This window comes from Amycolatopsis sp. NPDC051128 (genome assembly GCF_040682715.1).
Taxonomy (GTDB): Bacteria; Actinomycetota; Actinomycetes; order Mycobacteriales; family Pseudonocardiaceae; genus Amycolatopsis.
Genome location: NZ_JBFBBN010000015.1, coordinates 1 through 22,376, shown reverse-complemented (window position 1 = coordinate 22,376; position 22,376 = coordinate 1). Strand labels below are relative to the sequence as shown.

Annotated in this window: 15 protein-coding genes and 2 pseudogenes; 8 read left to right on the top strand and 9 right to left on the bottom strand. The window is 70.7% G+C overall.

Annotated features, from left to right (window positions below):
* Positions 1-35: 35 nt before the first annotated feature.
* The 4 genes from AB0M82_RS17775 to AB0M82_RS17760 all read right to left on the bottom strand — a co-directional run bounded on the left by AB0M82_RS17775 (position 36) and on the right by AB0M82_RS17760 (position 8,307).
* The gene (locus tag AB0M82_RS17775; RefSeq protein ID WP_364722712.1) at positions 36-2,420 is read right to left on the bottom strand and encodes a transglycosylase domain-containing protein; all 2,385 of its coding nucleotides are present in this window, start codon (positions 2,418-2,420) and stop codon (positions 36-38) included.
* An 86-nt stretch (positions 2,421-2,506) separates the two neighbouring features.
* Complete coding sequence (locus AB0M82_RS17770; protein WP_364722969.1) at positions 2,507-4,768, bottom strand: transglycosylase domain-containing protein; 2,262 nt, start codon at positions 4,766-4,768, stop codon at positions 2,507-2,509.
* 322 nt (positions 4,769-5,090) lie between these two features.
* Complete coding sequence (locus AB0M82_RS17765) at positions 5,091-7,844, bottom strand: transglycosylase domain-containing protein (RefSeq protein ID WP_364722710.1); 2,754 nt, start codon at positions 7,842-7,844, stop codon at positions 5,091-5,093.
* A 67-nt stretch (positions 7,845-7,911) separates the two neighbouring features.
* Positions 7,912-8,307, bottom strand: a complete 396-nt coding sequence (locus AB0M82_RS17760; protein ID WP_364722708.1) for a DUF5318 domain-containing protein — start codon at positions 8,305-8,307, stop codon at positions 7,912-7,914.
* A gap of 244 nt (positions 8,308-8,551) precedes the next feature.
* On the opposite strand from AB0M82_RS17760, the gene AB0M82_RS17755 reads away from it, so the two are divergent.
* The 4 genes from AB0M82_RS17755 (at position 8,552) to AB0M82_RS17740 (ending at position 11,582) form a co-directional block, all read left to right on the top strand.
* Positions 8,552-9,097 carry a PadR family transcriptional regulator gene (locus AB0M82_RS17755; protein WP_013230991.1) on the top strand — a complete coding sequence of 182 codons (546 nt, stop codon included), beginning with the start codon at positions 8,552-8,554 and terminating at the stop codon, positions 9,095-9,097.
* A 69-nt stretch (positions 9,098-9,166) separates the two neighbouring features.
* On the top strand, positions 9,167-10,246 hold the full coding sequence (locus AB0M82_RS17750; protein ID WP_364722706.1) for an inositol-3-phosphate synthase: 1,080 nt from the start codon (positions 9,167-9,169) through the stop codon (positions 10,244-10,246).
* Positions 10,247-10,371: 125 nt separating this feature from the next.
* Positions 10,372-10,878, top strand: coding sequence for a SigE family RNA polymerase sigma factor (locus AB0M82_RS17745; RefSeq protein WP_364722704.1), 507 nt, complete (start codon positions 10,372-10,374; stop codon positions 10,876-10,878).
* Positions 10,875-11,582 (top strand): hypothetical protein, encoded by a 708-nt coding sequence (locus tag AB0M82_RS17740; protein WP_364722702.1) that lies wholly within the window; start codon positions 10,875-10,877, stop codon positions 11,580-11,582. The genes AB0M82_RS17745 and AB0M82_RS17740 overlap by 4 nt, the downstream gene beginning before the upstream one ends.
* Here AB0M82_RS17740 and AB0M82_RS17735 read toward each other — a convergent pair.
* Positions 11,551-12,186 (bottom strand): HAD family phosphatase, encoded by a 636-nt coding sequence (locus AB0M82_RS17735; RefSeq protein WP_364722700.1) that lies wholly within the window; start codon positions 12,184-12,186, stop codon positions 11,551-11,553. The two genes, AB0M82_RS17740 and AB0M82_RS17735, sit on opposite strands and share 32 nt — an antisense overlap.
* A gap of 205 nt (positions 12,187-12,391) precedes the next feature.
* On the opposite strand from AB0M82_RS17735, the gene AB0M82_RS17730 reads away from it, so the two are divergent.
* A complete protein-coding gene (locus AB0M82_RS17730) occupies positions 12,392-14,476 on the top strand; it encodes a PhoX family phosphatase (RefSeq protein ID WP_364722698.1) in 2,085 nt (694 codons plus the stop codon).
* Between the two features lie 136 nt (positions 14,477-14,612).
* Positions 14,613-15,290 carry an SDR family oxidoreductase gene (locus AB0M82_RS17725; RefSeq protein ID WP_364722696.1) on the top strand — a complete coding sequence of 226 codons (678 nt, stop codon included), beginning with the start codon at positions 14,613-14,615 and terminating at the stop codon, positions 15,288-15,290.
* Between the two features lie 45 nt (positions 15,291-15,335).
* Here AB0M82_RS17725 and AB0M82_RS17720 read toward each other — a convergent pair whose 3' ends face one another.
* The 3 genes and pseudogenes from AB0M82_RS17720 to AB0M82_RS17710 all read right to left on the bottom strand — a co-directional run bounded on the left by AB0M82_RS17720 (position 15,336) and on the right by AB0M82_RS17710 (position 19,106).
* Positions 15,336-16,643 carry an amidohydrolase gene (locus AB0M82_RS17720; protein WP_364722694.1) on the bottom strand — a complete coding sequence of 436 codons (1,308 nt, stop codon included), beginning with the start codon at positions 16,641-16,643 and terminating at the stop codon, positions 15,336-15,338.
* A gap of 23 nt (positions 16,644-16,666) precedes the next feature.
* Complete coding sequence (locus tag AB0M82_RS17715) at positions 16,667-17,320, bottom strand: response regulator transcription factor (RefSeq protein WP_364722692.1); 654 nt, start codon at positions 17,318-17,320, stop codon at positions 16,667-16,669.
* Positions 17,317-19,106: pseudogene (locus tag AB0M82_RS17710) on the bottom strand (histidine kinase). The gene AB0M82_RS17715 and the pseudogene AB0M82_RS17710 overlap by 4 nt, the downstream one beginning before the upstream one ends.
* A gap of 173 nt (positions 19,107-19,279) precedes the next feature.
* Between AB0M82_RS17710 and AB0M82_RS17705 the strand changes: the two are divergent.
* Entirely contained in the window at positions 19,280-19,981 is a 702-nt protein-coding gene (locus tag AB0M82_RS17705; RefSeq protein ID WP_364722690.1) for an ABC transporter ATP-binding protein, read from the top strand.
* Positions 19,978-22,227: an ABC transporter permease gene (locus AB0M82_RS17700; RefSeq protein ID WP_364722688.1), complete on the top strand. Its 2,250-nt coding sequence runs from the start codon at positions 19,978-19,980 to the stop codon at positions 22,225-22,227. The genes AB0M82_RS17705 and AB0M82_RS17700 overlap by 4 nt, the downstream gene beginning before the upstream one ends.
* A gap of 53 nt (positions 22,228-22,280) precedes the next feature.
* On the opposite strand, the pseudogene AB0M82_RS17695 reads toward AB0M82_RS17700, so the two are convergent.
* Positions 22,281-22,370 (bottom strand): annotated as a pseudogene (locus AB0M82_RS17695) (transcriptional regulator); the annotation flags it as partial.
* Between the last annotated feature and the right edge of the window lie 6 nt (positions 22,371-22,376).

The following is a 22,376-nucleotide window of genomic DNA, read 5'->3' as shown; positions in this document are numbered from 1 at the left end:
ACCGGCCGTGACCTCGGTGACCCCCAGCTCCGAGGTCACGGCCTCCTTCGGCCGCGTTGCTGGTCCTGCAGCTCCTGGAGCCGTTGCTGGAACTGGCGCAGCTGCTCGAGCTGATCGTTCTGCTGCCGGTTGCCGCCGTCGCCGAACTGGACCGAATTGCGCTGCTGCTGCTGCTGCTGTTGTTGCTGCTGTTGCTGCTGCGGCTGCTGGTTGTTGTCGTCCGGCTGCTGGCGAACCTGCTGCCGGTCCTCCGGCGCGCTGATCGCCGCCACGCGGTCGAAGCGTTCCGCCGGTTTGCCCGTCAGGTAGAGCTGCATGAAGCGGTCCCAGATCGGGCCGGCGAGCGTCGAGCCGAACAGCGGGGCGCCGTTCGCGCCGCGGAGGGCCTTGTCGCCGTCGCTGCCCACCCAGACCGCGGCCGACACCGACGGCGTGTAGCCCACCATCCAGGTCTGCGAGTTGGCGTTCGCCGCCGACGCGGGTTCGTCGTTCTGCGGGGTGTGCTGCTGGGTGCCCGTCTTGCCCGCGCACTCGTGCCCGGCCGGGCAGGTCAGCCGGGAGAACTGGATCACCGGCGCCAAGGCCGCCGTCACGTTCCCGGCGATCTGGGCGCTCTTCTGCGGGTCGTTGTCCGCGAACGCGTCGGTCGAGCGGACCTTCGCGTCGTAGGCGGTTTCGCCGTTCGCGTTGGTCACCTTCTGCACGAAGTGCCGGTCGCGCTGGACGCCGCCCGCCGCGAACGTCGCGTACCCCGACGCCATGTCGGCCGCGGTGACCTGGGTGTCGCCGCCACCGATCGAGATGTTGTTGTCGCCGGTGAACAGCTTGCTCCGGCCGCCGTTTTCGGCCGTCCGGATCCCCGCCTCCTGGGCGGCTTCCGCCACGCCGGACGGCTTCGTCACGTTGAGCACCATGTCGTAGAACACCGTGTTCGTGGACCGCTGCATCGCCTCCGCGACGGTGCACTGCTGCGAGCAGCTGCTGCTGTCGCCGGCGTTGCGGATCGGCAGGTCGACGCCGGGGAACGTCCGCGGTGAGGTGCCGTCGAACCGCGCGTCGAGGCCGCGGCCGAGCTTGAGGAACGCCGCCAGGTCGAACGGCTTCATCGACGACCCGGGGTTGTGCGGTTCGTCGGCCCAGTCGCGGCCGGCCTGGTCCTCGCCGTTCGGGCCCTTCACGATCGGTTCGCCGCCGTGGTAGGCGAGCACCCCACCGGTCTTCGGGTCGACGGCCACCAGCGCGTTGAGGATCCGGTCGTCGGTCTGGTCGGCCATCCCCTCGGCCACCGCCTTCTCGGCCGCCTGCTGCGCCTGCGGGTCGATGGTGGTGAACACCTGGAACCCGCCGGAGTAGTACTGCTTCTCGTCGATCCCCTGCGCGGCCAGCTCGGCCTTGACCTGCTTCTTGAGGAACGGGTTCAGCGCACCGGCCTGCCTGCTCTCCCGCAGCGGGATCGGCGTCGGGAACTTCGCCCCGGCGCGCTGGGCCGGCGTCAGGTAGCCGTTCTTCAGCATCCGGTCCAGCGCCGTCGTCCACCGGCTCGTCGCGACGGCGGTGTTCTCCGAACGGCCGGGCTGCTGGATCAGCCCGGCCAGCAGCGCGGCCTGGGAGAAGTCGAGCTGCCCGACGTCCTTGCCGAAGTAGGCCTGCGCGGCGGCCTGGATCCCGTAGGCGCCGCGGCCGAAGTAGATGATGTTGAGGTAGGCGGTGATGATGTCCGCCTTCTCGTAGGTCTGGTTCATCTTGAACGACTTCGCGAGCTCGACCCACTTGCGGGTCAGCGTCGGGTCGTCGTCGCCGGAGGCGACCTTGATGTACTGCTGCGAGATCGTCGACCCGCCGCCGGAACCGCCGGTGACCTGGTTGTACGCCGCGCGGAGGATGCCGGTGACGTCGAAGCCGGAGTTGGTCTGGAACGACGCGTCCTCGGTGGCGATCACGGCGCTCTTGACCACGTCCGGGATCTGGTTCGGCGCGAGGATCTGCCGGTTGCCGCCGGTGGGCACGTCCTTGCCCATCTCGGTGCCGTCGCTGAACAGGTAGGTCACGGCCTGGCCCTGCGTCTGCGCGACCGTCTCCGGCGAGGGGACGTCGACGAAGAAGTAGGTGATCGCGAACGCGATCGCGGGGACGACGAAGAACAGCCCGGCGGCAACGTAGCCGATCCGCCGGATCCGCCGCCAACGACGTTTCCGCAGGTCCTGGCCGGTGAGTGGCCGTGGCCGGCGCGGTGGCTGCCCCGCGCGCTGCCGCAGGATCGGCACGGTCGGCGGCTCGTCCGCCTCGGTGCCGTTGTGCGCGTGATGGGTGATCAGCTCCGGCTCGTCGCCCAGCAACCCGGCGCGTGGCGCCGGTCGCCGGGCACGGCGGCGCGGATCGGGAGCTCGACCGTGCGACGTGCGGATGCGGTCGTTGGTCACGGGCCGTCCTCCGGTACCACGGTGGGCTGCGGGCGCAGTCCCCTCTGGGACGGAACACGTACCGCCGCCCGCCGTGGTTCACCCGGCTAGTTCCCCGGGTCGTCGCCCGAGGGTGGCGTCTCCTTCGAAGTCGGCGTCTTCGTGTGCTTCGACGTGCTCGGCTGCGACGACTCGTTCTCGTGGCTGTTGTTGCCGTTGCCGTTCTGGTCGCCGTTGCCGTTGCCGTTGTTTTCGCCGGTGTTCTCGCCCGTCGGGGTCTGCTCCGAGGTCGTCGCGACTTCCTTCGACGGCGGGGGCGCCACCTCACCGCCGATGCGGTCCACCTTCCCGAACCGCTCGCCCGGCTTGCCCGCCAGGTAGAGCGACAGGAACTTCTGCCACATCGGGCCGGCGATGGTCGAGCCGTAGATCGGCGAGTTGTTCTTGCCGTGCAGCGGCTTGTTGCCGTCGCCACCGACCCAGGCCGCCACCGAGACCGACGGCGTGTACCCGACCATCCACGTCTGCGAGTTCGCGTTCGCCGCCCACGCCGGCTCGCCCGCGACCTTCGTGTGCTGCTGCGTCCCGGTCTTGCCGGCGCACTCGTGGCCGTTCGGGCACCTCAGCTTCGAGAAGTCGATCACCGGCTTCAGCGCCTCGGTGACGTTCCCGGCGATCTGGCGGCTCTTGTCGGAGTCGCTGTCGAAGGCCGGCTTGGCGTTGGTCGGAGCTTCGTACGCGACCTCGTTCTGCGCGTTGGTCACCTTCTCCACGAAGTGCCGGGCACGCTGCTGGCCGTTGGCCGCGAAGGTCGCGTACGCCGCGGCCATGTCCAACGGCGTGATCTGGGTCTCGCCGCCGCCGAGGGAGATGTTGTTGTCCTTCGTGGAGATGATCGACTGGCCGCCGTCCTCCTTGACCTCGACGCCGGCCTCCTTCGCGGCTTCCTTGACCGGGCCCTGCTTGGTGTCGTGGAGGACCATGTCGTAGAACACGGTGTTCGCCGACCGCATCATCGCTTCCGAGACCGTGCACTGCTGCGAGCAGGTGCTGCCCGGGCCGGCGTTGCGGACGACGCGGCCGTCGAAGACGCGGTTGTTGGAGCCGTCGTACGTGGTGTCGAGCCCCTTGCCCATCTTGAGCAGCGCCGTGAGGTCGAACGGCTTCATCGACGAGCCCGGGTTCTGCGGGGTGTTCGCCCAGTCGCGTCCGGCCTGGTCCTGCCCGTTGACCTGCACGATCGGCTTGCCGCCGTAGTAGGCGAGCACGCCACCGGTCTTCGGGTCGACGGCGACGAGCGCGTTGAGCAGGTTGTCGTCGACCTGGCCCTTCATCGCGTCGGTGGCGGCCTGTTCCGCGGCCTGCTGCGCCTTGGGGTCGATCGTGGTCTTGACCTGGAAGCCGCCGGAGTAGTAGCGGTCCTCCGGGATGTCGTGCTCGGCCAGCTCGTCCTTCACCTGCTGGACGACGAACGCGGGCGGCGCGCCGGCCTGCTGCTTGCTGTCCGCCAGGGGGATCGGCGTGGGGAACTGCGCCGCCGCGCGGTCGGCCGCGCTGATGTAGTTGTTCTTCACCATCCGGTCGAGCGCGACGTTCCAGCGGTCGTGCGCGACCTTGTCGTTCTCCGAACGGCCCGGCTTCTGGATCAGCCCGGCCAGCAGCGCGGCCTCCGAGAAGCTCAGGTCCTTCGCGTCCTTGTGGAAGAAGGCCTGCGAAGCGGCGCCGACCCCGTACGCCCCGCGCCCGAAGTAGATGATGTTCAGGTACGCGGTGATGATGTCCTTCTTCTCGTACGTCTGGTTCATCTTGAAGGACTTGGCCAGCTCGGTCCACTTGCGCGTCAGCGTGGGCGCGTCGTTGTCGGTGGCCTTCTTGATGTACTGCTGCGAGATCGTCGAACCACCGCCGACCCCGCTGGTGACCTGGTTGTACACCGCGCGCAGCAGGCCGCCGATGTCGAAGCCGGAGTTGGTCTCGAAGGAGTCGTCCTCGGTCGCGATCGCCGCGTGCTTCATGATCTCGGGGATCTGCTCCGGGCTCAGCAGCACCCGGTTGCCGCCGCTCGGCACGTCCTTGCCCATCGGCGAACCGTCGGCGTAGAGGTAGGCGACCGCCTGGCTCTGGTTCTGCGCGACCTCGGTCGGCGAGGGCACGTCCACCAGGAAGTACGTGATGACGAAGGCGATCGCGGGCAGGACGAAGAACAGCCCGACGAACCCGTAGGCGACCCGCCGGATGATCTTCCAGCGTCTCTTCTTGCGCTGCTCCGGCGTGAGGGACGGCTTGCCGTCGTCGTCGGGTTCGACGTCGGTGTGGCCGGTCGGCTCTTCGTACGCGTGGTGCGTCATCAGCTCGGGACCGCCGCTCATCGGCGGCGGCTCGGGCCGGTAGGCGCGCGGCGGCGGCTGCTGCTGCGGACGGCCGGGCGGCGGGGGAACCGGACGGCGTGGGCCCTGGTCCTGGCCGTACGGGCCCTGTGGTGCGGACGGCCCACGACGGCGCGGATCGGGACCCTGGCCGGGCCAGGAGCGGGATCGATCGTCGGGCACGGGCGGTCCTCCAGGGTGAGCGCGGGCGGCGACGTCTGCCACCCCTCTAGGAAGGGACGCGCGTGACCCCGGCGGGTTGCCGGAACGATCACCCCCGAAACGGTTCAGGGCCCTCCGCGTGGTCGCGGAGGGCCCTGAACGGTCAGCCGGGTCCTGAACCCGGTGGCGCGAGGAGCCCGCCACCACCACCGGAGGTGTCGCCCTCACCGGGATTGACGGACGTCCCCGGCAACCCGGGCCGGGTCGGCCGGGTCGGCTTCGTCGGCGTCTCGGACGAGCTCTCCGACGGCGGCGGGGTCTCGGTCGGCGACGAGGGGGGCGTCGGCGTCGTCGTCGTGCTCGCCGTTTCCGAGGGCTTCGTCGGCGTCTGGGTCACGTCGTTGACGTCCTTGCCGATCGGCGCGACCTTGTCGAACTTCTCCGCGGGCTTGCCCTTGAGGTAGAGGTTCATGAAGTTCTGCCACGTCGGACCGGCGATCGTGGCACCGAAGATCGGCTTGTTCTTCGAGTCGTGCAGCGGCTTGTTGCCGTCGCCGCCGACCCAGACCGCGGCCGACACGGACGGGGTGTAGCCCACCATCCAGGTCTGCGCGTTGCGGTCCTTGTACGCCGCCGGATCGCTGTCCTTCGGCGTGTACTGCTGCGTACCGGTCTTGCCGGCGCACTCGTGGCCGGACGGGCACTTCAGGTTCGAGTGGCTGATGACCGGCTTCAGCGCCTCGGTGACGTTGCCCGCGATCTGCTGGCTCTTGGCCGCGTCGTCGTCGAACGCCGGGTTGGTCTTGACGTTGTTCTCGTCGAACTCCACCTCGTCCTGGCCGTTCGTCAGCTTCGCCACGAAGTGCTGCTCGTGGTAAGTGCCGCCGCTGGCGAACGACGCGTACGCGGCCGCCATGTCCTCCGGCGTGACGGCCGTGCCACCACCGCCGAGCGAGATGTTGTTGTCGTCGGTGTAAAGGATGCTCTTGCCGTTCGGCGCGACCTTGACCCCGGCTTCCTTGGCCGCTTCCGCGACCCGTGACGGCTTCGTCACGTTCAGGACCATGTCGTAGAACACGGTGTTCGCCGAGATCTCCATCGCCTTGGCGACGGTGCAGTCCTTGCCGCAACTGGAGCTGTCACCCGCGTTCCGGACCGTGCGCCCGCCGAGCACCCGTTTGTCCGAGCCGTCGAACGTCTCGCCGAGGCCCTTGCCCATCTTGAGGAACGCCGTGAGGTCGAACGCCTTCACCGACGACCCGGGGTTCCGTGCCTGGTTGGCCCGGTCCTGGCCGATCGCGTCCTTGCCCTCGGGGTCCTTCACGAGTTCCGGCCCGCCGTAGTAGGCGATCACGCCGCCCGTCTTCGGGTTGACCGCGACCAGCGCGCTGAGCAGGTTCTCGTCCGTCTGGCCCTTCATGCCTTCCTGGACGGCCTGCTCCGCGGCCGCCTGCGCAGCCGGGTCGAGCGTCGTGTAGATCTTGGCGCCGGAGGAGAACAGCTTGTTCTCGTCGTAGCCCCTCGCCGCCAGCTCGTCCTTGATCCGCTGCTGGAGCTGGTAGGTCATCTTGCCCGAGTTCTGCTCCTTGTTGGCGTTCTTCGGGATCGGCGTCGGGAACTGGAAGGCGGCCCGCTCGTCCTGGCGCAGCCACTTGTTGGCCACCATCTGGTCGAGCACGTAGGTCCAGCGCCGATGGGCGTAGTCCTGGTTCTCCGATTTGCCGGGGCCCTGGATCAGGCCCGCGAGCAGCGACGCCTCGGAAGCGTTGAGGTCCTTGGCGTCCTTGTTGAAGTAGGCCTTCGCGGCCGCCTGGATGCCGTTCGCCCCGCGTCCGAAGTAGACGATGTTCAGGTAGGAAGTGATGATCTCTTCCTTGGACTCCTGGTTGTTCATCTTGAACGACTTGGCCAGCTCGGTCCACTTGCGGGTCAGCGTCTGGGCGTCGTTCTGCGTCGCCTGCTTGATGTACTGCTGGGAGATGGTCGAACCACCGCCCTTGCCGCCGCTGACCTGGTTCCTGACCGACCGCAGGATGGCGCTGACGTCGAAGCCCGAGTTGGTCTCGAACGTCGCGTCCTCCGCCGCGTACACCGCGTGCTTGACGACGTCGGGGATCTCGCCCGGCTTGAGCAGCTGGCGGTCACCACCCGGCGGCAGTTCCCGGCCCAGCACCTGGCCGTTGGCGTCGAAGTAGGTGATCGGCTGGTTCTGCAGCGACTTGATGCTCTCCGGCGTCGGCACGTCCACCATGAAATAGGTGATGACGAACGCGATCGCGGGCACGACGAAGAACAGCCCCACGAACCCGTAGCCGACGCGCCGGATGATCTTCCACCGGCGCTTCTTGCGCTGCGCCGGCGTGAGGACCTTCTTGCCCTTTTCGTCGAGCTCGTCCTGGGGCTCGACGTCGTCGGCGAACTCGTTGAAGGCGGCGTCGTCGTAGCTGTCGTAGCCGTCGTCGTACGGGTCGCGGCCGATGTCGTCGGTGCCGTTGTGCGCGTGGTGGGTGATCAGGTCCGGTTCGTGCTGCGGTGGCGGGATCGGCCGGCCGGACGGCTGGCGGAAGCCCTGCGGCGGGGACCCTGGCGGGCTCTGCGCCGGGCGCTGGCCCGGCGGCGGGATCGGCCGCCGTGGCGGCATGCCCTGCTGGCGCGGTCGCTGCGGCCGCCGGGGCGGCTCGTCTCCGGCGGGCCACTGGGGCCCGCCTTCGTCGCCGGACGGCCACTCCGGGCCGCTGCCGGAGGGGACGCCTCGCGGCGGCGTGCCGCGCTGCGCCGAGCCCCCTCGGGGTCGGCGGGGGGCTTCTTCGCCGGGCCACGCCGGTCCGGGGTCTTCCCCCGGCCACGGGCCTGACTGGGCACGGCGAGGTGCATCTGGCTCCTGGCCGGGCCAGGAGCGATTGCGGTCGTCGTTCACGAATGGGCCTCCCAGACCGGCGCCCGGCGCTGCGCCGTTCTGCGCTCTGCAGCGGTTGTGTTACAGCTCACCGGCCCGCGGTCCTTCGTGGACCGGCCGGTTCCCCCGTGCCGAGGACGTATGAGCGGACCAGATGGTTCCAGTGGCACGCCCGGCACACTTCGACGTCGTACACGGTGAACTCGGCGAACGAGCCGGCCATCCTGGCCAGCTCATCGGGGGTCCTCGCCGAGCCCGCGACGTGCTTGAGTTCTTCACCGTAGACCCAGGACACCAGGGTCAGCGGCTCCTGGCGGCAGATCGGGCAGGGCAGGTCGCCGGCCCGGCCGTGGAACTTCGCCGCCCGCAGCAGGTACGGGCTCGCGTCACAGGCTTCGTAGCTGCCGACGCGCCCGGAGCGGACTTCGGCGAGCAGCGCACGGCGCTGCAACGCGTAGTCCACGACCTGCCGCTGGTTAATCACCAGGACAGAGTACGGGCTCTTCCTGTGTCGTCCACGCCCCCTAGCGCGACCAGGCGACGGACCGGCGCGGACACGCCGGACGATCGATAACTCTCCGGTGAATTTCGCCCGCATTGGGTATTCGGGCGGGTTAGCTTCGCCACTCCGATGTATCGGCGCGATATAGTGGCTGAGTAGGTTGGATCGAGGCGATCGTTCGGAGCAACGCCCGTCGTCTCGGTTTGTTCCCGGAAGGGGGTGCGGTGTGCTGGAGTTCGCGATCCTCGGTCTTCTGCACGAAGCGCCCATGCATGGGTATGTGCTGCGCAAGCGGCTGCACGAGACGCTCGGCACGTTCCGGACGTTCTCGTACGGCTCGCTGTACCCGACCCTGCGGAAGCTGCTGCGGGCCGGGTACCTGGTCGAGGAGCTGGACGAAGCCGACGACCGGGCCTGGTCGCGGCGGGGACGGCGGGTCTACAAGCTCACCGCGGAGGGCAAGGAGCGCTTCGGCGAGCTGCTCGGCGACGCCGGGCCGCAGACCTGGGACGACGAGGGCTTCGGCGTCCACCTGGCCTTCTTCTCGAGGACCCCGGCCGACGTGCGGCTGCGGATCCTCGAGGGCCGGCGGCGCCGGGTGGAGGAACGCCGTGAGGGTATGCGGGCGGCGCTGGCCAGGGCCGAGGAGAAGATCGATCGCTACACCCGCGAGCTGCACCGGCTGGGGCTGGAGACCAGCGAGCGGGAGGTGCGCTGGCTCAACGAGCTGATCGCGCACGAACAAGCCGAACGGCAGGGTCCGGAGACCTGAGCCGCGGCCGGGCCGCAGCGTCGCGGCACCAGACCTACTGAACAGACACGGATTGAAGGAGAAACCCCCATGGGCGAGAACCGCCGCGTTCGGGTGGCCATCGTGGGCGTCGGCAACTGCGCGGCGTCGCTGGTCCAGGGTGTCCAGTACTACCGCGACGCGGACCCGGCCACCCGCGTCCCCGGCCTGATGCACGTCGACTTCGGCGGGTACCACGTCCGTGACATCGAGTTCGTCGCCGCGTTCGACGTGGACGCCAAGAAGGTCAGCCGCGACCTGTCGGAGGCGATCTTCGCCTCCGAGAACAACACCATCAAGATCGCCGACGTGCCGCCGCTCGGCGTCACCGTCCAGCGTGGCCACACCCACGACGGGCTCGGCCGGTTCTACCGCGAGACGATCGAGGAGTCCGACGAGACCCCGGTCGACATCGTCGCCGCGCTGCGCGAGGCCGAAGCCGACGTGCTGGTCTCCTACCTGCCGGTGGGCTCCGAGGTGGCCGACAAGTTCTACGCCCAGGCCGCGATCGACGCCGGTGTGGCGTTCGTCAACGCGCTGCCGGTGTTCATCGCCTCCGACCCGGAGTGGGCGAAGAAGTTCGAAGACGCCGGCGTCCCGATCGTGGGTGACGACATCAAGTCCCAGGTCGGCGCCACCATCACGCACCGCGTGCTGGCGAAGCTGTTCGAGGACCGCGGCGTCCAGCTCGACCGGACGATGCAGCTCAACGTGGGCGGGAACATGGACTTCCTGAACATGAAGGAGCTGGAGCGGCTCGAGTCGAAGAAGATCTCGAAGACTCAGTCCGTCACCTCGCAGGTCGACCGCGACCTCGGCAAGGGCAACGTCCACATCGGACCGTCGGACTACGTGCAGTGGCTCGACGACCGCAAGTGGGCGTACGTCCGGCTCGAGGGCCGCGCCTTCGGCGACGTGCCGCTGAACCTGGAGTACAAGCTCGAGGTGTGGGACTCGCCGAACTCGGCGGGCATCATCATCGACGCCGTGCGTGCGGCGAAGATCGCGCTGGACCGCGGCATCGGCGGCCCGATCCTGTCGGCGTCGTCCTACTTCATGAAGTCGCCGCCGGAGCAGTACGACGACTCGACCGCCCGCGACGCCGTCGAGAAGTTCATCCACGGCGAGTAGCAAGGCTGCCGGCGAAGCAGGCCACCACCGGGGGACGCCCTGGTGGTGGCCTTTTCGGCCGGATGGGTAAACCGGTGGGGCGGGGTGGGCGTTGGCGGGGTGTGAGAGCGAGCGTTGGCGAGAGCGTGCCGGGGGACCTGGGCGCGCCGACCTTCCACGACCTCTTCCGTGAGTACTTCGGCCAGATGACGCGGCTGGCCCACCTGCTCGGCGCGGACGACGCGGAGAACGTCGCGCAGGAGGCGTTCGTCAAGCTCCACCAGCGCTGGGACACCTTGACCGACCACACCCGGGTGGCCGGCTACCTCCGCACGACCGTGGTGAACATGTCCCGGTCGCGGACGCGCCACCTGCGCGTGGTCCGGCGGACCCCGCAGGACCGGCCGCCGGACGAGCTGTCGGCCGAGGTCAGGGCGGTGGCCAACTGGGAGCACCAGCAGCTCCGCGCGGTGCTCGAACGGCTGTCCAGGCGCCAGCGCGAGGTGCTCGTGCTGAGGTACTGGCTTGATCTGAGCACGGCGGGCATCGCGGAGACGCTCGGCATCTCGCCGGGCACGGTCAAGGCGACGACCCACCACGCGATGGAGAACCTGCGCAAGCACTTGGGGGACGACCGGGGCGGTGAGCGATGACCGACCTCGAACGCGAACTGGCCGAGACACTGCGGGAGCAGGCCGGGAAGGTCACGCCGAACCTCGACGCTGCCTGGGCGGAGCAGCAGCGCCGGCAGCGACGGCCACAGCGCCGGCGCCGGGCCTCGGTGTGGATCGCGCCACTGGCCGCGGTGCTGGTGGTGCTGACCAGTGTGCTGGTGGTGACCAGGGTGGCCACGTCACCGACGCCGGTGACGCCCGCGACCCCGGGGCAGGAGCTGAGGCTGGCCAAGCCGGAGTACATCTCGCCAATGATCTTGGGTGGCATGGGCGAGCCGGTGGCCCTCACCGACTTCGTGGGGCAGACGGATACCTGGGCCTCCTACGCGGTCTCCGCCAAGATGCCCGGGAACTTGTTCTGCGTCGAAGCGTTGCCCAAAAAACCGACTCCGGCCGGATCGCAGTACGGCATCGAGTCGCCGTCGTGCGTCCGGCTGTCGACCGGCACCGTGCGCGCCGGGTACGTCGGCAAGACCGGGGGGCCGCTGCCAGCAGGCAAGGCGGTCTACCTCGTCGACCCGGCGGTGCGGCAACTGCGCCTCTACGACGCGGCGGGCGACCTGAGCCAGGCGAAGGTGGTCGGCACACTGGGGCGCGACCGAGTGTTCCTCGCCGACGTCAAGCCCGGTTCGCCGCCGGTGCGCTTCGAAGTCAACCCAACCCCAGCGCCCCCAGGTCGGTGATCTTCTCCACCACCGCCGTGGCCTGCTTGAGCACCTCAGGGTCCGGCGGGAAGTGCGGGTTCGGCACCGCGTACACCGTCATCTTCGCCGCCAGGGCGGACCGCAGCCCGTTCGTCGTGTCCTCCACCGCCGCGCAATCCTCCGGTGCGACGCCCAGCAACTCGGCCGCCCGCAGGTAGACGTCCGGTGCGGGTTTGCCCGCGCCGACCTGCTCGGAAGAGACCGCCGCGCCGACCGGCAGGCCCGTGACGTCCAGGAAGCCCTTGATCAGGATCACCGGCGACGAGCTGGCGATCGCCACCGGCCACCGCTTCGAGACCTGGCGGACGACGTCCACCGCGCCCTCGATCAGCGGCGGTTCCGCGGCGTACCGGGCGGCCATGCGCTTGACGACGAGCGTCGCGATCTCGGCCGGGGTGGTCCGCGCGCCGAGCTCCTCCACCAGGTAGCGGGCCCATTCCGGGGTGCTCATCCCCTGCTGGGCCCGCGTGGCTTCCTCGCGCCAGGTGCCGCCGTGCTCGGCGACGACCGCGCGCCGCACCTCGTCCCAGATCCGCTCGGAGTCCACCAGCACGCCGTCGAGGTCGAAGATCACCGCGTCCATGCCCCGAGCCTAGTCCGTGAACCGACTTGGCCAGCCCACGCAGAGCGACGGCCACTGGACCATGCGTCCGGGTGCCATCGCCCGTTCGGGGTGGCCGCGCGAGGGCATTGCGAGTAGTACATCCGCTGTTCATCCGGATGTCTGGATCGGCTGGTTTTGGGCACATACGGTCACTCCGATCCCGAACTTCCACCATGGAGGCGCTGTGCCCGACCGCCTGCTCCCGCTGTTCCCCGCTCACCCGGGTGGCCGCTCCCCGATCACCTGCGAATACCGCTGCGGCAACGCCTGCGCCCACCCCGAGGCGAACGAGTCCGGGAACGAGTACTTCGGCGACGTCGTCAAGGACATCTCCCGCCGCCGGATGTTCAAGGCAGGCGTCGTGATGGCCGCCGCCGCGGGCGGGTTCGCCGCGCTCTCCTCGGGCACCGCGGCCGCCGCGCCGTCCGGGACCGCCTCGGCGACCGGGCACGGCCCGACGCCGCGGCCCGTGCCGGGCACCGACTTCGACCCGGTCCCGCCGAACAAGCTCGACCAGGTCAGCGTGCCGGACGCCTACGCGCAGCGCGTCGTCGTCCGCTGGGGCGACCCGGTCGTCGCGGGCGCGCCGAAGTTCGACTTCACCAAGCAGACCGCGGCGGCGCAGGCGAAGCAGTTCGGCTACAACAACGACTTCGTCGGCCTGATCCCGCAGGACCCGCTGGGACTGACGAACCTGCTCGTGGTCAACCACGAGTACACCACCGAGGTTCACATGTTCCCGGCCGACCAGTACGACCCGGCCAACCCGACCGAGGAGCAGGTGAAGATCGCCTGGGCGGCGCACGGCCTGTCGGTGCTGCTGACCCGCCGCGACCCGATCCGCGGTGGCCTGGAGGTCGTGCCCAGCAAGTACGGTCGCCGGATCACGCTCGACACGATCTTCGAGGTCCGCGGGCCGGCCGCCGGCTCGAAGTACCTCAAGACGTCGGCCGACCCGACCGGGCGGAAGGTCCGCGGCACGCAGAACAACTGCTCCGGCGGCGTGACGCCGTGGGGCACGGTGCTCTCCGGCGAGGAGAACTTCGACCAGTACTTCGCGAACGCCGGCACGGTCACCGAGCCGGTCGAGGCGGCGCGGCTCAAGCGCTACACCATCGGTGCCGGTGCGAGCACCCGCAAGTGGGAGCGGTTCGACAAGCGGTGGGACGTCTCGCAGGAGCCCAACGAGCCGAACCGGTTCGGCTGGGTCGTCGAGATCGACCCCAACGACCCGAACTCGACGCCCATCAAGCACACCGCGCTCGGCCGGTTCAAGCACGAGGCCGCGAACATCAAGATCACCGCCGACGGCCGGGTCGCCGTCTACTCCGGTGACGACAGCCGGTTCGAGTACATCTACAAGTTCGTCTCGAAGGGCAAGTACAAGCCCGGCACCAGCGCGCACGCGCGGCGGCACAACTCGGCGCTGCTCGACGAGGGCACGCTGTACGTCGCCCGCTTCACCGGCGACAGCCCGGCGTCGGAGATCGACGGCACCGGCAAGCTGCCGTCCGACGCCGAGTTCGACGGCACCGGCGAGTGGATCCCGCTGGCGAGCGGCGACAAGTCCTTTGTGGACGGATTCACCGCCGAAGAGGTCTACGTCTTCACCCGCCAGGCCGCGGACAAGGTGGCGGCCACGAAGATGGACCGCCCGGAGGACATCGAGCCGAACCCGGTCAACGGCCGGATCTACGCGGCGCTGACCAACAACACCGACCGCGGCGCGGCCGGCAAGGCGGGCGTCGACGAGGTCAACCCGCGGGTGGGCAACAAGAACGGCCACATCCTGGAGTGGGAGGAGAACTGCGGCGACGCGGCGTCGACCCGGTTCTCCTGGCGGCTGCTGCTGGTCTGTGGCGACCCGGCCGCGGCGGACACCTATTTCGGCGGCTTCGACAAGAGCAAGGTCAGCCCGATCTCCTGCCCGGACAACGTGACCTTCGACCGCCACGGGAACCTGTGGATCGCCACCGACGGCAACGCGCTCGGCGCGAACGACGGCCTGTTCTCGGTGCCGGTGACCGGGCCGGAACGCGGGCACGTCAAGCAGTTCCTCTCGGTTCCGGTCGGCGCCGAGACGTGCGGCCCGGTCGTGACCGACAACCTGGTGCTCGTCGCGGTCCAGCACCCGGGCGAGAACGCGACGAGCTCGGCGAACCCGACGTCGCACTGGCCCGACGGCGGCACCGCGCAGCCGCGGCCGTCGATCGTCTCGGTGTGGAAGAAGGGCCGCTTCGGACTGCCCGGCCGTATCGGCGAACGCTGACGCACGCGGGCTCGCCCCGGCCGAGATTCAGTCTGAAGTGGACGGTTCTCGGCCGGTGCGGGCCCTTCTCGGTGGATCTCGGGTCGACCCCGCCGCCCCCTTCGCCGTCACCCGACCCGAGCCCTACGGTGGGGGCATGACGGATCTTCCCCTCGCCCTCGTCACCGGTGCCTCGCGCGGGATCGGTGCGGCGATCGCCCACCAGCTGGCCCCGACGCACCGCCTTCTGCTGGGCGGCCGGGACGCGGACGCGCTGGACTCCTTGGCGAAGGAGCTCCCGGGCGCGACCCCCTGGCCGGTCGACCTGACCGACCCGGGATCCCTCGAGCGAGCGGCCGCGGACATCGGCTCGCTCGACGTCCTGGTCCACTCGGCGGGCGTCGCGCGGGTGGGCCGCATCGAGGACGCGACCGCGTCGGCGTGGCGGGACAACTTCGAGGTCAACGTCCTGGCGGTGGCCGAACTGACCCGGCTCCTGCTCCCCGCGCTGCGCGCGGCCCGCGGCCACGTCGTGGTGATCAACTCGGGAGCCGGGCTGAACGCCCGCCCGGGCTGGTCCCCGTACGCGGCGAGCAAGTTCGCGGTCCGCGCCTTCGCCGACGCCCTGCGCGAGGAGGAGCCGGACCTCCGCGTGACGTCGGTCTACCCCGGCCGCACGGACACGGAGATGCAGCAGGCGATCTTCGCGGGCGAGGGCCGCGAGTACGACACGTCGCACCTGCTGAAGCCGGACTCGGTGGCGACGGCGGTGGTGACGGCGCTGTCCGCCACCCCGGACGCCCACCTCACGGAGATCATCGTCCGCCCGCGCTGACCAAAGCGGCACTTTCACGGGAAAGTGCCGCTTCGGAGCCGCGGCTCAGGCCCGCAGCCGGGCCGCCGTCTCCGCCACCCCGGCCTGCACCTTCGCCCGGTCCACCCGCAGCGACTCGCCGTCGGCGACGACCTGCTCGCCCGCGACCCACACGTCCCGGACCCGCCGCGAACCGGCCGCCCAGACGAGGTTCGACAGCAGCTGGACGTCCGGGACGTCCAGGCCGCAGGCGAACGCCGGGTCGTCCAGGTCGACGTGGACCAGGTCGGCCCAGCGGCCCGGCTCCAGCGCGCCGATGTCGTCGCGGCCCAGTGCCGCCGCCCCGCCGCGGGTGGCCAGCAGAAACACGTCCGCCGCCGTCAGCACCGTCGAGTCGCCCGTGGCCAGCCGGGCGAACATCGCCGCGAGCTGCAGTTCCTCCCACAGGTCGAGGTCGTCGTTGGACGCCGGGCCGTCGGTGCCGAGGCCGACGTCGACGCCCGCCATGCGCAGGTCCGCGATGCGCGCGATGCCCGAAGCCAGCTTCGCGTTCGAGCCCGGGCAGTGGGCCATTCCGACGCCGTGCGAAGCGAACAAGGCGATGTCGGAATCCGACAGGTGGATCGCGTGCGCCGCCAGCACCCGGCCGTCCAGCACGCCGAGCTTCTCGAGCAGCGCCGGCACCGAGCCGTGCACCTCACGGACAGCGGCGTCTTCGAGAGCCGCTTCCGCGATGTGGATCTGCACCAACGCGCCCCGCGAACGAGCCGATTCCGCCGTCGCGCGCAGGCCCTCCTCGGAGAGCATGTACGCCGAGTGCGGGCCGTAGCCGAGCTCGATCCGGTCGCCGGGGCCGAAGCGCAGGCCGTCGGCGTCGATCCAGCGTTCGATCGCGGCCAGCTGGGCGCGCCAGTCCAGGCCGGGCAGCTCCATCACCGGCGGCGCGACCAGCACGCGCCCGCCGGTCGTCAGCACGGCGTCGACCAGCTGCTCGCCTTCGAAGTACATCTCGGCGCTGGTCGTGACGCCGTGCCGCAGCATCTCGGCCGAGCCCAGCAGCATGCCGGTGCGGACGTCCTCCGGCCGCAGCTTCGCCTCGGCCGGCCAGATGATCTCGTTGAGCCACGGCAGCAGCGGCAGCTCGCCGCCCATGCCGCGCAGCAGCGTCATCGGGCTGTGCGCGTGCGTGTTGACCAGGCCGGGCAGCAGCATGCCGGTCAGGGTGGTGACCGGTGCGGCGGACTCGGGGGCGGTGGCCGCCGGTCCGCAGTGGGAAATGCGCCCATCGGCGTCGACATCGACGACCGCGTCACGGAGAAGCGAACAGGACGGGTCGGCGGGGAGAACGACAGGGGCGTGGAAACGGCGTGGCATCTCTGGATACTACGCAGCCGCAATTACGAAACGACTCCGCTCCGCCACGCCCACGCCGCCGTCTCGACGCGGTTGCGCGCGCCGATCTTGCTCTGCACCGACGCCAGGTGGGTCTTCACCGTGGACAGCGACATGTACAGCTCGGCGCCGATCTCGCTGTTCGTCAGCCCGCGCGCCGCCGCCTTCACGACGTCCAGCTCCCGCGCGGTCAGCGGCTCGGACGGCGGCGCGACCTGTGCCTTCGCCGGGCTCCCGCCGTCGAAGTGCTTGAGCAGCCGGACGGTGATCTGCGGCGACACCAGGGCGTCGCCGCGGTCGGCCGCGCGCACCGCCTCGATGAGCAGCGCCGGACCGGCGTCCTTCAGCAGGAAGCCGGAGGCGCCGTTGCGCAGGGCCGTGTACACGTACTCGTCGAGGTCGAACGTCGTGACGACGACCACTTTCAGCGGGTCGGGCACGTCCGGCCCGGCCAGCTGCCGGGTCACCTCGAGCCCGTCGAGGCCGGGCATGCGGATGTCGAGCAGGCAGACGTCGGGGCGCAGTTCGCGGGCCTTCGAGACCGCCGAGACGCCGTCCGGGACGTCGGCGACGACCTCGATGTCGTCGTGCGACTCCAGGATCATGCGGAAGCCCATCCGCACCATCTCCTGGTCGTCGGCGATCAGTACCCGGATCACTCGTCCCCTTCCCCGGCGGCCAGCGGCAGCCACGCTTCGACCCGCCAGCCGCCGTCCGGGCCTCGCCCGGCCGACAGCCGTCCCTTCAGCAGCGCGACGCGTTCGCGCATCCCGACCAGACCGTAGCCGCCGGACCCGCCGGCCGGGCGGCGCGTCGTCTCGCGTCCGTTGTCCGTCACCCGGAGGTGCAGCTCGTCGCCGCTCACCTCGGCCAGGACGAACGCGTCGGTCGCGTCGGCGGCGTGCTTCCCGACGTTCGTCAGCGACTCCTGCACCAGCCGCAGCGCCGAGCGGCCGACTTCGTGCGGCAGGTCCGGCGGCAGCTCGAGGTGCATCGACGTCGGCACGCCGTGGTTGGCGCTCTCGACCAGCTTCCGCAGGTCGCGCCGAGATCGGTGGTGGCCTGCTCGCTGAACTCGCTCGACCCGGCCGGCGCGTCGCCGCGCATCGAACGGACCAGCCGCCGCATCGCCGCGAGCGCCTCGACCCCGGCGTTTTCGATCCGGCCCATCGCCTCGACCGCGATCTGCGGGTTCTTCTCGGCCATCAGCCGCGCGGCCTGCGCCTGCACCACGATGCCGGTGACGTGGTGGGCGACGATGTCGTGGAGCTCGCGGGCCAGCGCCATCCGTTCGGCGGTCTGCGCGTCGCTCACCGCCGACCGCACGGCCTGCGTGCGCTGGGCGTCCCGCGAGCGCAGCAGCAGGCCGACGGCGATCGAGATGCCCAGCATCATCGCCGCGGCGAACGCCAGGACCGACAGGACCTGGGGGTCGGTCTGCAGGCGGCCGCGCGCGTCCGAGTTGAGGATCGCCGCGAGCGCGACGACGCTCGACAGCACGGCGACCCGAGGCCAGGACTGGCTCAGCCCGCGGGCGCGGGTCAGGGTCACCACCACGCCCAGGCCGGCGATGATCTGCGTGGCCGGCACGCCGCCCAGCACCGGGTAGTCGAAGGAACGCAGGCGCAGGAACGGCGTGACGACCGCGGACAGCAGCATGATCCCGGCGAGGCCGAGGAGCGCGTCCGCGGGCCGCCGGGGCGACAGCACCGCGATCACGGCCGCGACGATCGAGCAGAACAGGATCGGGAACCCGCGGGTGGTGTTCGAATACGTGTAGCCGAACTCGAACAGCAAGGCGAACGCGAGCAGGCCCATCAGCGGCCACTGCCCCATCGCCAGCTCGTTGACCCGGCGCAGCCGCCGGGTCCGCGGATCGGCTCGCGGGCTGCGGTCCCGGGCCGCGATGGCCGGCACCAGCGCCCCGACGAGCAGCAGCAGGCCGAACAGCAGCGCCTGGGTGCCCGTACCGCCGTCGATGTCGCCGACGCCCCGGTACCGGCCGAAGACCGCGACGAGGCCGCCGACGACGAGCACGCTGATCACGCAGAACGCCACGCCCGCCCGCGCCCGGCGAGCCACGTAGTAGACCATCAGCACCCCGGCCACGACTTCGGTGATGGTCACCTTCGGCAGCACGCTCGAGTACGCGGGGATGCCCAGCGTGTGGATGAAGAGGGTGGAGAAGATCAGCACGGCGGCCCCGGTCGCGCCGGCGACGGCGGCGCGTTTCTGAGCCCACAGCGCGCAGCCCACCATCGCGACGATGCCGGGGAACAGCCCGAAGTCGACGGCGCGGGGGCCGGCGTCGTCCAGCGCGGCCTGCGTCGTGTAGACGACGTCGAACAGCAGCGCGGCGAACAGGACGGCCGACGGCACGCCGATGCGCCGCACGAGGGCGGCGGTCCGTGCGTAGAGCGTGTTCGAGGAGGGCGCGGCGGGCACAACGTGACGTTAGAGGATTCCCCGCCGTCCGCACCTTGGCCGAGTGGCTCGCGGTCCCTCGGCCGATCGGCCGATGCGGCACCGGGCGTGACTGGCCGTCTGCCCGAAGTGGACATCCCCTGATCTCGGCGAAGCTCATCGGCGTCAAGACCCGAACCGACAGGGAGAACGTGGTGGACCCGAACACTCCACAGTGGACGAATGGGCCGGTGCTGTCCGGCCGCGGGCTGGTGAAGCGTTACGGCGCGCAGTACGCCCTGGCCGGCATCGACATCGACATCCAGCCCGGGGACGCGGTCGCCATCGTCGGGCCGTCCGGCTCGGGCAAGACGTCGCTGCTGCACGTCCTGGCCGGCATCCTCCGTGCCGACGACGGGCAGATCTTCCTGGCCGGGCAGCGGGTCGACCACCTCGGCGAGAAGAAGCGCAGCGAGCTGCGCCGCACCGAGTTCGGCTTCGTCTTCCAGTCGGGGATGCTGGTCGCGGAGCTGTCGGCGGAAGAGAACGTCGCGCTGCCGTCGCTGCTGGCCGGCCTCGGCCGCAAGGAGGCCATCGACGCCGGCCGCGTCTGGCTGTCGCGCCTGGGCCTGGCCGGCAAGGAACGCCGCCGTCTCGGGGAGCTGTCCGGCGGCGAGGCCCAGCGCGTCGCGATCGCGCGGGCGCTGACCCACCGGCCGAAGGTGATCTTCGCCGACGAGCCGACCGGCGCACTCGACACGCGCACCGGCCGCGACACGATGGACGCCCTGCTCGGCGCCGCGAACGAAACGGGCGCCGCGGTGATCGTGGTGACCCACGACCGCGAGCTGGCCGAGTCCATGCCGAAGACCGTCTCCATCCGTGACGGCCTGATCGCGACGAGGTTGGCGGCGTGAACTCGCTCCAGATCGCCCTGCGGGTGCTGAGGGTGGACCGGCGGACCCGGACGTCGGCGATCCTCACCGCGATCGGGGTGGCCGTCGCGACCGGGCTGGTGCTGCTGCTGGCGACGCTGCCGTTCGCCACGCAGAACCGCGAACAACGTGCCCTCTGGCAGGGCGACGACTTCTACAGCCGCGGCTCCGACGGCCCGGTCAACATGCTCTTCAACGCGTCGAGGGACTACTTCGACGGCAAGCAGATCGTCCGCGTCGACGTCGCGCTGGCTCCCGGCGCCACGCCCGGGTCGATCCAGCTGCCGCCGGGCGTGCCGCAGCTGCCCGGGCCGGGCGAGACCGTCGTGTCGTCCGCGCTCGGCCGGCTCCTGCAGGCCAATCCGGCCGCGCAGCTCGGCGACCGGTTCGGCAAGCCCGTCGGCGCGCTCGGCGAAACCGGCCTCCGGTTCCCGGAGCAGCTCGTCGCGCTGACCGGGCACACGCCGGACGCGATGCCGCAGAACGCCGACAAGGTGGCGGGCTTCCCGAGCGGGAAGGCGAGCCCGGACGCCCTGCTCATGCTGCTGTCCTGGGTCGGGATCATCGTGCTGCTGGTGCCGAGCCTGGTGCTGGTCGCGTCGTCGGCGCGGCTGACCGCGGCCCGGCGGGAGCGGCGGCTCGCCGCGATCCGGCTGGCCGGGGCGACGCCCGGGCAGGTCACGAACATGGTGGCCGCCGAAACGACGTTGTCGGCGGGCATCGGAGCGCTGCTCGGGCTGCTGATCAGCCCGGCGCTGCACGGCCTCGCGTCGTTCGTCCCGTGGGCCGGGGGCACCTGGCTGGCGTCCGACTTCGCGCTGCCGATCGGCCTGACGGTGTTCATCGTCGTGGCCATCCCGGTGCTCGTGGTCCTGGCCGGCGTGCTCGGCTTGCGCCGCGTGCTCAAGAACCCGCTGTTCGCGACCGGCGGCCACACGAAGAAGCCGCTGCGCTGGTGGCGTCTGCTCGCGCTGCCCGCGGCCGGGCTGTTCTTCCTCGTCGCGGTGACGACGGTGAAGGAGACCGGCGGCATCGGGCTGGTCATGGTGGGGCTGTTCCTGCTGGTCGCCTCGGCCGCGATCGTGGGGCCGTGGGTGACATCGGCGGTCGGCGGCACGTTCGTCCGGATCTGGCGGCGCCCGTCCGCGCTGCTCGCCGGCCGCCGTCTGCGTGACGACCCGAAGGGCGCCTACCGCGCGTCCGCCGGGATCGTGCTGGCGGTGTTCGCCGGGTCGATGGCGCTGACGCTGCTGCCGACGTTCGAATCGATGGTGGGCGGTGGCCGGTCGTTCGCCGACTCCGTGCTCTACGTCGACACCGATGCCCCGCACTCGGGCCAGATCGTCGACCAGGCCAACGCCTCTCTCCAGAAGTACGGCCAGAACGAGAAGGCGGTCGCGGTCGGCGAGGTCTACCTCGTCAAGGGCCAGGAGCCCAACCGGTACGGCCACCGGGCACTGGTGATGAACTGCGCCGACGCGGTCAAGCTGACCCGCTACGGGCTCACGCCGGAGAACTGCACGGGCGGCCCGGCCGTCTTCGGCGACACGGCGCTCGACCTGGCGGAGTACAAGTTCGCCACCGCGTGGGACGGGCCGGCGGTGGCCGCGAAGTCCGGGACGCGGGTGGAAGCCGTGCACCCCCGTGATTCGGACCTGTCGGGCACGCTGATCATCGATCCGGCCGCGCTGCCGGCCGGGCTCGTGCCGACGGACTACACCGTGGTCGCGCCGACCACCGACGCGAACCGCGAGATCGTCCGGACGGCGCTGGCCGGGCCGGCGGCGGGCGCGGAGATCGGCAGCCGCGACCAGTACCTGTACAACCAGCAGACCGAGCTCGGCGACCTGCGCCGGGTCACGGTGATCGGGCTGCTCGCCGCGGGGATCCTGGCCGGCTGCAGCGCCGCGGTGGCGACCGCCGGCTCGGTGATGGACCGCCGCCGCACCTTCGGGGCGCTGATGGCCGCGGGCACGCCGGTGCGGGTGCTGGCGAGGGCGTTGCGGATGGAAGCCGCGCTGCCGGCACTGGTCGCCACCATCGGCGCGGGAATCGTCGGGGTCCTCGTCGGTGTTGGGCTGTACAGCATGGTCGACGCGCGGGGCATCGTGCTCAGCCCGTGGCTGCTGGCGCCGGTCGTGCTCGGGGTCGGGGTGGCCCTGCTCGGCGCGTCGGTCTGCACACCCGCGCTGAAGCGGGTCCAGGCGGAGCCGCTGGCCGAGGAATAGGACGTTCGCCTCTCCATCGGGGGAGGGGCGAACACCGGGGGTACAGAGGGAGGAGACAGCTGGCGCAACGAGATCTTCGCGGTGTTGCGCTGCTGGCGGATGTACTCGCCGATGTCGGAAGCGATGTCCGCGACCTTCTCCATCGGACC